The sequence below is a fragment of the Arthrobacter sp. HMWF013 genome (assembly GCF_003061105.1).
Taxonomy (GTDB): domain Bacteria; phylum Actinomycetota; class Actinomycetes; order Actinomycetales; family Micrococcaceae; genus Arthrobacter.
The window spans coordinates 1-7,276 of record NZ_QAIQ01000063.1; the positions used below are offsets into that span (position 1 = coordinate 1).

Consider the following 7,276-nt stretch of genomic DNA (forward strand, 5'->3'; position numbering starts at 1 on the left):
GTCCTGCGGGAAGTGGAGGCTGTTTACGCCGGTGACCTGGACAAGGCCCGCCGCGGGTGGTGGAGCGGTGCCATCCATCCAGATCCAGCAGCCGCGGGCTACGCTGCCGAGGATGTCCTGATCGAGGTCGACGGCGGCGAAGCGCCTGCGTGGCTGGTCCCCGCCGGCGGCACGGCCCGGACGTGGGCGATTATGGTTCACGGCCGCGGCGCGACCCGCCAGGAGGCCATCCGCGCGGTTGGACCCGCACTGGAACTGGGGCTGACCAGCCTTCTGGTGTCTTACCGGAACGACGGACTGGCACCGTCGGCCAACGATGGCCGCTACGGGCTGGGATCCACGGAGTGGCACGACGTGGACGCTGCCATCGAGTTTGCGCTGGCCAACGGGGCCGAGGAGATCGTACTTTTCGGGTGGTCCATGGGCGGGGCCATCTGCCTTCAGACGGCGGACCTGTCACGCTACCGCCACCTGATCCGGGCCATGGTCCTGGATGCGCCGGTGATCAACTGGGTCAACGTCCTGGCCCATCACGCGCAGCTGAACCGGATCCCGTCCCTGGTGGGCCGGTACGGGCAGCTGATGCTCGGCCACCCGCTGGGCCGCCGGCTCACCGGACTTGCCGCCCCCGTTGACCTTAAGGCCATGGACTGGGTGGCCCGTGCGGTGGAAGTGCGGACACCCACGCTGATCATCCACAGCGTTGATGACGAGTACGTTCCCTATGGCCCGTCAACGGTCCTGGCGGAGCGGAATGCCGAAATGGTCACGTTCGAGACCTTTAACCACGCACGGCACACCAAGGAATGGAACGTGGATCCGGAGCGCTGGGAGAGCCTGGTCAAGGCGTGGCTCCGGCCCCAGCTGGCCCCGCGCCTGAATCCCGGCCAGCGACAGTTCGGGGACGCGCCGGCCGGAGGCTAGCTGGTGCGGGTGCCGATCGCGGCGGTGACGGCAGACGTCAGGCGGATGAGGTCGGCCGGGGCCAGCTCAATGTCCAGGCCCCGCTTGCCGCCCGAAACCAGCACGGTTTCGAAGGTGAGGGCACTGCCGTCAACCACCGTAGGGGACTGCTGGCGCTGGCCAAGCGGCGAGATCCCGCCCAGGACGTAGCCGGTGCGGCGTTCGGCCGCAGCGGGGTCCGCCATTCCAGCCTTTTTTGCACCAAGGGCGGCGGCGAACGCCTTGAGGTCAAGGTTCCCGCTGACCGGCACCACTCCCACCGCCAGCCTGCCTTCAACCTCAACCATGAGGGTCTTGAAGACCTTTTCCGGGGCGATGCCCAGGGCTTCGGCGGCTTCGGTGCCGTAACTGGCAGCAGCCGGATCGTGGGTGTAGGGATGCAGCACAAAAGGAACGCCTGCCGCAGCCAGTATGGCTGTGGCCGGCGTTCCTTTAGACGAACTCTTGCGTCCCAAGAGGTTCAGTTCCGGTCCGGTCTTCAGGACCCGGGCCGGGAGGTGGCCGCGACCTTGCGTTTGATGCGGCCCAGCATCGCGGTCATGCCACGCATCCGCAGCGGCGTGATGGCACGGGTGAGGCCAAGGAGTTCCGGCATGTCATCGGGCACAGCCAGGATCTCAGCAGCGGTGAGGCCGTCCAGTCCCTCGTGCAGTACGCCGGCGAAGCCGCGGGTGGTGGGGGCTTCCGGCGGGGCTTTGAAGTAGAGCCGGACGCTGTTGGCCGTGCCGGCGTCGTTCTTTTCCGTTTCAATGGTCAGGAACAACGGCGACTGGCATTCCACCACCTGCTCCAGGAGCTCGGGATGGTCCTTCAGCCGGTCCGGCAGCTCGGGCAGTTCACGCGAGAACTCAAGCAGCAGCTGAAGCCGCTCGGGCTCCGTCAGTGCCTGGAAATCATCGACGATTTCCGCCAGCGCGGCGGGCAGGTCATGTGTAGTCATCGGTCCCAGTTTACGCCGGGACCGTGCCGCGTTCCGCGCCCTTGACGATGGGAACGCGTACGGCGTTGCCCCACTCGGTCCAGGAGCCGTCGTAGTTCCGGACGGTGTCGAAGCCCAGCAGGTACTTCAGTGCGAACCAGGTGTGGCTGGAACGCTCGCCGATACGGCAGTAGGCCACGACGTCATCGCCGGCCACCAGGCCCGCTTCGTCCAGGTACAGGGCCTCGAGTTCGTTGCGGCTGCGGTAGGTTCCGTCCGCAGCAGCTGCACGGGCCCAGGGGATTGATGCCGCCGTGGGGATGTGGCCGCCGCGGAGCGCGCCTTCCTCCGGGTAGGCCGGCATGTGGGTCCGCTGGCCCGTGTATTCCTCGGTGGAGCGGACATCGATCAGGGGATTGCCGAAGTGCGCCAGCACGTCTTCCTTGAACGCACGGATGGGGGCATCGTTGCGCTCCACCACCGGGTAGTCGCCCGGCGCAGGGGTGGACGATTCGGTGGTCAGTTCCCGCCCTTCGGCGATCCATTTGTCCCGGCCGCCGTCGAGCAGCCGGACGTCCTCGTGGCCGAACAGGGTGAATACCCACAGGGCGTAGGCTGCCCACCAGTTGGACTTGTCGCCATAGATGACCACCGTGGAATCGCGGGAGATGCCTTTGGCTGCTGCCAGGGCGGCGAAGGCACTGCCGTCCACGTAATCCCGCGTCACTTCATCGTTGAGGTCTGTGTGCCAGTCGATCTTGACCGATCCCGGGATGTGGCCCGTCTCGTACAGCAGGACGTCTTCGTCGGATTCGACCACTACGAGTTTCCCGTCCGCCACTGCGCCGGACTTGAGGGCGGCAGCGAGCCATTCAGTGGATACCAGGCGCTCCGGGTTGGCGTAGGCGGCAAACTTCTCGTTTTGTTCTACTGGGTAGGACACGGTGATGGCCTTTCACAAAAGACGTACTGCGGATCTGCTGACGGACGGTTGAACCTCCCATCCACACTAGCCACGCCCGGCTGCGATGTCCGGTTCCCGTTAACAGAGGGAAATATGGCCTTCGTCACGCTACGGAGCCCGACGGTGGCGGGACGGAGGAGGCCGCCGTCATTGCCGGTATTCTTTCTGGGGACAACCCACCAGCAGAACGGACCACCTTGGTACAGATCGAACAGCTTGCTGCCCGCACTCCGGCAGTGTCGGTGGATGAGCTCCTCAAGGGCTTCTATCCCTCGCCGCGGTTCGGCAAGGTCTCCTTTGCCAGTTACCGGCCCGATCCCAACCAGCCGTCCCAGGCCGCAGCGGTGAGGGCACTGGAAGGCTTCGCCGGGGGAGTGGGAGCAGGCGACGGCGCCGGGCTGTTCAAGAAGCTCTTCAGCAAGAAGGTGGAAACGAGGGCGGGCATCTACCTCGACGGCGGATTCGGCGTCGGCAAAACCCACCTGCTGGCTTCGCTCTGGCATGCAGCGCCCGGCCCCAAGGCATTCGGTACGTTCGTGGAGTACACCAACCTCGTGGGAGCCCTGTCCTTCCGCAAGACCGTTGAGGCCCTGAGCCACTACAAACTGGTGTGCATCGACGAGTTCGAGCTCGATGACCCGGGCGACACAGTCCTGATGTCCCGGCTGATGCGGGAACTGGCCGACGCCGGCGTCAAGCTCGCCGCGACGTCCAACACCCTGCCCGGCTCGCTGGGCGACGGCCGCTTCGCCGCCGTCGACTTCCAGCGGGAGATCCAGGTCCTGGCGGACCAGTTTGATGTCCTCCGGATCGACGGCGAAGACTTCCGGCACCGCGGCCTCCCCACCCCGCCGTCCCCGCTGAAGAACAGCCAGCTCGCCGCCCAGATGAAGGCCGAGTTCGATGGCAAGACCGTGGCGCAGGACGAATTCAGCACGCTGATCGCCCACCTCGCCGGTGTCCACCCCAGCCGTTACCGCCAGCTCATTGACGGGATCGACGGTGTGGTGTGGCGCAACGTGGAAACCATCACCGAACAGTCCGTTGCCCTCCGCTTCGTGGTGCTTGCGGACAGGCTGTACGACAAGGATGTTCCCATCCTTGCCAGCGGCGTTCCCTTCGACAAGCTGTTCACCGACGAGATGATGCACGGCGGATATACCAAGAAGTACTTCCGCGCTGTCTCCCGGCTGACGGCGCTGGCGCGCGAGGGCCAGAACCACGAGCCGTCCTGACCGCCAATACCCCAACGCGGGGTCACATATCGCCCCTCCGGGGGTCGCGGAGGGGCGGTATCTGACCCCGCGTTGGTGCGTGGGCGCTGCTTAAACGCCAAAGGTGCAGGTGCCGCCTCCCGGCGGGACCTGCACCCCCTTGACGTGCTAGGGCAAAGCCCTGGCCAAATCCTTAAGGAGCCTTGTCAACCGGCGGAACCGGATTCACCGGCGGTGCCGGGTTGACGGGCGTAACCGGCGGAACCTGCTCGGTGGCAGGTGCCGCGCCGGGAGTACCGTTTTTGTCAATGAGCTTGGAAGCACCATCCTGGATTTTGTCGACGTGACCGGCGTACTTGCCGCCAGTCTTCGAGTCGACGAAATCGCCGGCCTTGGTGAGACCGTCCTTGATGGCCTGCTCGTTGCCATGGATAAGACCCTGAGCCTTGCCCTTAAGATCGTCAATCAGTCCCACGAGCACCTCCCTTCAATAACGGAGCCAGTTCGCTCCTCCGCAAACGATCCTAGCCCTGTCTCCTGGGCATGCCAAGGAAACAGGGTGTGCTGGCCGTTCGCCCGGAGCGGATCGGACGGGCGCCCTGATCCGACGAAAGGAAAAGGGCAACAAAAAAGCAGCCCGTCGAGAGCTGCTGCTGTGGGCGATACTGGGATCGAACCAGTGACCTCTTCCGTGTCAGGGAAGCGCGCTACCGCTGCGCCAATCGCCCAAAACCTGAAGCTTGTGCACTTCGGTCATTGGGGGAGATGAGAGCGGACGACGAGATTCGAACTCGCGACATCCACCTTGGCAAGGTGGTGCTCTACCAGCTGAGCTACGTCCGCGTATGAAGTGCGAAGAACCTGGGCCCTACGTACTGCATGAAGCAAGTTTCCTTGCCTGGTGGGCGATACTGGGATCGAACCAGTGACCTCTTCCGTGTCAGGGAAGCGCGCTACCGCTGCGCCAATCGCCCATGTGAGATCCGGAGTAAACCGGAAACCCTATGGTTTTCACCGAGGTGGGTACGGGATTCGAACCCGTGTAAACGGCTTTGCAGGCCGCTGCCTCGCCTCTCGGCCAACCCACCGTGTAGGCGCCGGTTCTGAAAAACCTTTGCCATGACAGTGTCCTGCGAGCGGACGACGAGATTCGAACTCGCGACATCCACCTTGGCAAGGTGGTGCTCTACCAGCTGAGCTACGTCCGCATTCGGAGCGTGAATTCCGTGCCGTTTTCGGGCATTTCCTCGCGTTCCAACGAGTAAGAACTCTATAGGAGGTTCAGGGATTCTCCAAATCGCGCCGCTTTACGCCACCGCAGACCGGCTGGATCCCTGCAATCTAGGGGATTTTCGGAATTACAGGCCTGTAATTCGCTTCCGGCGCTTTTTCGATTTCCATAAACCCCGCCCGGTCCGCTAGCATTCAAAGGCATCGGGGCGATTGGCGCAGTGGTAGCGCGCTTCGTTCACACCGAAGAGGTCACTGGTTCGAACCCAGTATCGCCCACCGAGCAAGCTGGTCCGTTTCCGCTCCAACGAGTGGAAACGGACCTTTTTTGTGCCGCCAACTGTCAGCCTTTCTGTCAGCCGCCTGTGAAAGAGTCTTTGTATGACTGATCCACTCCTTGCCCACGCCACGGAATACGGGCGCATGTACGCGCGGTCCACCTCCGAGCAGTTCTCCGTTCCGTCCATCACCACCGTCATCGGCCAGCAGCCGCACGGCCTGGATGGCTGGTTCGGATACATGGGCGCGAGCAGCCTGGCCAAGGACCCGCTGCTTGCTGATTGCCTGGGCAGCCCGGCGAAAATCCGTCAGGCCGTCAACCGGGCATCCAAAGCGGCAGAGACCTACCGGGATGACGCAGCCAGGCGTGGTGACCGCGTCCACAGTTACTGCGAACAGGTGGCGCTCCGTGCCCTGGGCCGCCCCCATGCCATGAAAGAGACCCGGGAGGCGCTGGCCGCCAATGGCGAGGAAGCCTTTGCCATCCGGTTTGACGAGTGGTGGGAGCTGTATGACGTGGAGCCCCTCGCCCCGGAAATCACTGTCTGGAACAAATCAGTGGGATACGCCGGAACCCTGGACCTCGTGGCCCGCATCAACGGCCGGATCTGCCTTATTGACTACAAAACCAAAGGCACCACCCGGGACGGCACAGTGAAGCCCCTGGATGACAAGGTGGTCATGCAGCTCGTGGCGGGAATGAAAGCCGAAGAAAGCCTCGTGGACCCGGTGGCCGGGGAATGGGAAGCCTGGAAGTACGGCGAGGCCCCGCTGCTCCTGGCAGTGGCCATCGGCGAGACCGAGGTCCGCCCGGTCCGCGCCAACCCGGACGTCCTGAAACACCATTGGTGGAAATTCTGCGCCCTGCGGCGGGTCTGGGAGCTGTCTGCTGACACGCTCGCCGCCGGTTCCGCCCTGCTTCCCGTGGCTCCGCCTCCGTCAGCCCAGGTCCGAAGCGCCTAGGCCAGTCCCCGCCAGGTTGCCCTGCGCCTAAACTGGACAGGTTGATCGTTTTTACCACCGTGAGGAATAACAGCACATGGCCATTCTGAATATCCGCATCATTGGTGATCCTGTGCTCCGCACAGTTGCCGATCCCGTGACGGATTTCGGGCCCGAACTCGCCAAGCTGGTGGCGGATATGACCGAGACCATGGAGGACGTGGACGGCGCAGGCCTGGCAGCCCCCCAGATCGGGGTCAGCAAGCGGGTCTTCACCTACCGGATTGACGGTGTGGAGGGCTACATCATCAACCCTGTGCTGGAAAACAGCGACGACCACCAGGCTGACCACGTAGAGGGCTGCCTCTCCATCCCCGGCCTCGCCTTCCCCGTCCGCCGCTTCCGCGCCACGCGGGCCACCGGCGTTGACCTGAACGGGAACCCTGTCTCCATCGAGGGGGAGGGCCTCCTGGCCCGCTGTTTCCAGCATGAGACTGACCACCTGGACGGCATCCTCTTCACCGACCGGCTGGAGGGTGAGGACCGCAAGGAGGCCCTGCGTTCCATCCGCAACGCCAACTACGACGCCGTGACGGAACGCACGACGACGAAACGGGCCAAGACGGTCGGGTCCAGTTTTGGCGGCGCAAGCTTTGGCGGCGGCGCCAACACATGAGGGTACTTTTCGCCGGCACTCCCGCCGTGGCGGTTCCGTCACTGAACGCGCTCGTCAAAGCGGGCTTTGAGGTCGTTGCGGTCCTGACC

The 7,276-nt window shown here is 64.2% G+C and carries 8 protein-coding genes, 6 tRNA genes and 1 pseudogene; 6 read left to right on the top strand and 9 right to left on the bottom strand.

Going from position 1 to position 7,276, the window contains the following annotated elements:
- On the top strand, positions 1-924 hold a 924-nt coding region (locus DBR22_RS02965; RefSeq protein WP_108597714.1), incomplete at its 5' end, for an alpha/beta hydrolase family protein.
- On the opposite strand, the gene ybaK is transcribed toward DBR22_RS02965, so the two are convergent.
- From ybaK to DBR22_RS02980, 3 genes are read right to left on the bottom strand one after another with little or no spacing between them, the layout of a single operon-like run.
- Complete coding sequence (gene ybaK / locus DBR22_RS02970; protein WP_108597715.1) at positions 921-1,418, bottom strand: Cys-tRNA(Pro) deacylase; 498 nt, start codon at positions 1,416-1,418, stop codon at positions 921-923. The two genes, DBR22_RS02965 and ybaK, sit on opposite strands and share 4 nt — an antisense overlap.
- Before the next feature lie 23 nt (positions 1,419-1,441).
- On the bottom strand, positions 1,442-1,903 hold the full coding sequence (locus tag DBR22_RS02975) for a SufE family protein (RefSeq protein ID WP_108597716.1): 462 nt from the start codon (positions 1,901-1,903) through the stop codon (positions 1,442-1,444).
- A 10-nt stretch (positions 1,904-1,913) separates the two neighbouring features.
- Entirely contained in the window at positions 1,914-2,825 is a 912-nt protein-coding gene (locus DBR22_RS02980) for a sulfurtransferase (protein ID WP_108597717.1), read from the bottom strand.
- Positions 2,826-3,043: 218 nt separating this feature from the next.
- Here DBR22_RS02980 and zapE point away from each other — a divergent pair, with 218 nt between their 5' ends.
- A complete protein-coding gene (gene zapE / locus DBR22_RS02985; protein ID WP_108597718.1) occupies positions 3,044-4,081 on the top strand; it encodes a cell division protein ZapE in 1,038 nt (345 codons plus the stop codon).
- Positions 4,082-4,253: 172 nt separating this feature from the next.
- Here the strand turns inward: zapE and DBR22_RS02990 are convergent, their stop codons facing one another.
- The 6 genes from DBR22_RS02990 to DBR22_RS03015 all read right to left on the bottom strand — a co-directional run bounded on the left by DBR22_RS02990 (position 4,254) and on the right by DBR22_RS03015 (position 5,268).
- On the bottom strand, positions 4,254-4,535 hold the full coding sequence (locus tag DBR22_RS02990) for an antitoxin (protein WP_108597721.1): 282 nt from the start codon (positions 4,533-4,535) through the stop codon (positions 4,254-4,256).
- Positions 4,536-4,716: 181 nt separating this feature from the next.
- A tRNA-Val gene (locus tag DBR22_RS02995) sits at positions 4,717-4,788 on the bottom strand.
- Between the two features lie 42 nt (positions 4,789-4,830).
- Positions 4,831-4,903, bottom strand: a tRNA-Gly gene (locus DBR22_RS03000).
- 56 nt (positions 4,904-4,959) lie between these two features.
- Positions 4,960-5,034 (bottom strand) — tRNA-Val (locus DBR22_RS03005).
- Positions 5,035-5,077: 43 nt separating this feature from the next.
- Positions 5,078-5,148: transfer RNA gene (locus tag DBR22_RS03010), tRNA-Cys, on the bottom strand.
- 47 nt (positions 5,149-5,195) lie between these two features.
- Positions 5,196-5,268 (bottom strand) — tRNA-Gly (locus DBR22_RS03015).
- Between the two features lie 229 nt (positions 5,269-5,497).
- Between DBR22_RS03015 and DBR22_RS03020 the strand changes: the two genes are divergently transcribed.
- From DBR22_RS03020 to DBR22_RS03035, 4 genes and pseudogenes are all read left to right on the top strand, one after another.
- A tRNA-Val gene (locus DBR22_RS03020) sits at positions 5,498-5,569 on the top strand.
- A 102-nt stretch (positions 5,570-5,671) separates the two neighbouring features.
- Entirely contained in the window at positions 5,672-6,532 is an 861-nt protein-coding gene (locus DBR22_RS03025; protein WP_108597719.1) for a cytochrome, read from the top strand.
- 76 nt (positions 6,533-6,608) lie between these two features.
- Complete coding sequence (gene def / locus DBR22_RS03030; protein ID WP_108597720.1) at positions 6,609-7,187, top strand: peptide deformylase; 579 nt, start codon at positions 6,609-6,611, stop codon at positions 7,185-7,187.
- Positions 7,184-7,276: pseudogene (locus DBR22_RS03035) on the top strand (methionyl-tRNA formyltransferase); the annotation flags it as partial. The gene def and the pseudogene DBR22_RS03035, both read left to right, overlap by 4 nt.

Bases quoted from the DNA above. Each gene is read 5' to 3' on its own strand.
- DBR22_RS02975 (WP_108597716.1), bottom strand. From the start codon at position 1,903: ATGACTACACATGACCTGCCCGCCGCGCTGGCGGAAATCGTCGATGAT.
- DBR22_RS03025 (WP_108597719.1), top strand. From the start codon at position 5,672: ATGACTGATCCACTCCTTGCCCACGCCACGGAATACGGGCGCATGTAC.
- def (WP_108597720.1), top strand. From the start codon at position 6,609: ATGGCCATTCTGAATATCCGCATCATTGGTGATCCTGTGCTCCGCACA.